Raw genomic sequence first — 1,712 nt, forward strand, 5'->3', positions numbered from 1 at the left:
GCACCTGGCCAGCGCGCTGGCGCGGCAGTTGCGCCGCCAGCGCAGCGCCGCGCTCGACTACGCACCGCCGCAGGGCCACGCCGCGCTGCGCCGGCAGATCGCGCAGCGCTACGCGCATTGCGCCACGGTCGTTGCCGCCGACGAGGTGGTAGTGACCGCCGGCGCGATGGAGGCGATCAGCCTGGCGCTGCGCACGCTCACCGCACCCGGCGACGTGGTGCTGGTCGAGACCCCGACCTACCACGGCATCCTGCAGGCGGTGGCGGCGCTGCGCCTGAAGGTGCTGGAGGTTCCGAACCGGCCCGGCCAGGGCATCGACGCCGCGCGCCTGGACGCGCTGCTGCAGCGCACCCCGGCGCGCGCCGCGGTGCTGGTGCCGAACTTCAACAATCCGCTCGGCAGCCTCACGCCCGACAGCGCCAAGCGCGCCTTGCTCGCCAGTTGCGCGCGCCACGGCACGGTGGTGATCGAGGACGACATCTACGGCGAACTCGACTGGTCGGGGCAGCGCCCACGGCCGCTGCGCCATTTCGACACCCATGGCAACGTGATCACCTGCGGCGCCTTCTCCAAGGTGCTGGCGCCCGGCTTGCGCGTGGGCTGGCTGCTCGGTGGCGCCTGGACCGACGCGCTGGTGCGCGCCAAGTACTTCTCCACCATCGGCGGCGCCAGCCTGCCGCAACTGGCCCTGGCCGACTACCTGCAGCGGCACGACCTGGAACGGCACCTGCGCAAGCTGCGCCGCACCCTGGCCGACAACGGCCAGCGCCTGCGCGAGGCGGTGCTGCGGCACTGGCCGGCCGGCACCCGCATCGGCGACCCGGCCGGCGGCCTGTCGCTGTGGCTGCAACTGGCCGACGGCGGCAGCGGCCAGGCCTTGTTCGAGGCCGCCCTCGCCGCCGGCATCGGCACCTCGCCCGGGCATCTGTTCTCCAGCCGCGGCGACTACACCGACCACCTGCGGCTGAGCTGCGGCCAGCCGTGGAGCGAGACCCTGGAACACGCCATGCGGCGGCTGGGCACGCTGGCGGCGCGGCTGCCGCGCTGAACGCGACGCCCGGCGCCATGCCGCTGCCCCGATGCGAAACGCGTACTGCCAGCATTTGCCTGACATTCCATCGCACCATGCTGTCCTACCGGCACCGCGGGGCGATGCAGCGGATTGCAGGCGAGCGCTTGCCGATCCAGACGATCGCCGCCGCAGTACGGCGCGACCGCGTCAGCGCGTCCCGCGCGACGGCGTCGATGCGATCGCCGGCAGCAGCCGGGAATGGCTGCGCTAGCGCGTGGCCGCGCCGATCGCCAATGCCACGCAGGCACCGAACACGGTGCAGGCCAGCATCGCCACCGCGCTGAGCGGGCTGCGCCAGCGCTGCCAGGGGAGCAGCAAGGTGCGACGGCAGGACATGGCGCGGCTCCGATCCAGTGAGGTGGGGATGGCGAACACTGCGGAATCTAGCCAGCGCCAGTCTCAGCAGGCGCGAACGCGATCGCACAACCGCACGCGGGCTGCCGCCGCCCCCACGTTTGTTTACGAGACCGGCCACACCGCCGCCGTGATGGTCACGGCGCTGTCATGTGCAGGCCGGCGAGCCCACATCTGCGCCGCTCGCCTCCAGCCGCCCGCCACCGCACGGCAGCGACGACAGCCCGGAGGGCACGGGTGCGCCGGCACCGCCGCCAAGCCCGCGGTGCCTGCCCGGCGGCCGCGT

At 73.5% G+C, this 1,712-nt stretch carries 2 protein-coding genes; one reads left to right on the plus strand and one right to left on the minus strand.

All coding sequences use genetic code 11. The features are described 5' to 3' along the window. Positions 1-1,048: PLP-dependent aminotransferase family protein (locus tag D588_RS0115410; RefSeq protein WP_017916619.1), on the plus strand; the 1,048-nt coding region annotated here is incomplete at its 5' end. A gap of 231 nt (positions 1,049-1,279) precedes the next feature. On the opposite strand, the gene D588_RS28715 is transcribed toward D588_RS0115410, so the two are convergent. Further along, positions 1,280-1,408 carry a hypothetical protein gene (locus D588_RS28715; RefSeq protein ID WP_017916620.1) on the minus strand — a complete coding sequence of 43 codons (129 nt, stop codon included), beginning with the start codon at positions 1,406-1,408 and terminating at the stop codon, positions 1,280-1,282. Positions 1,409-1,712: the final 304 nt, after the last annotated feature.

Source organism: Xanthomonas sp. SHU 308, from assembly GCF_000364645.1.
In the GTDB taxonomy this organism is placed as follows: domain Bacteria; phylum Pseudomonadota; class Gammaproteobacteria; order Xanthomonadales; family Xanthomonadaceae; genus Xanthomonas_A; species Xanthomonas_A sontii.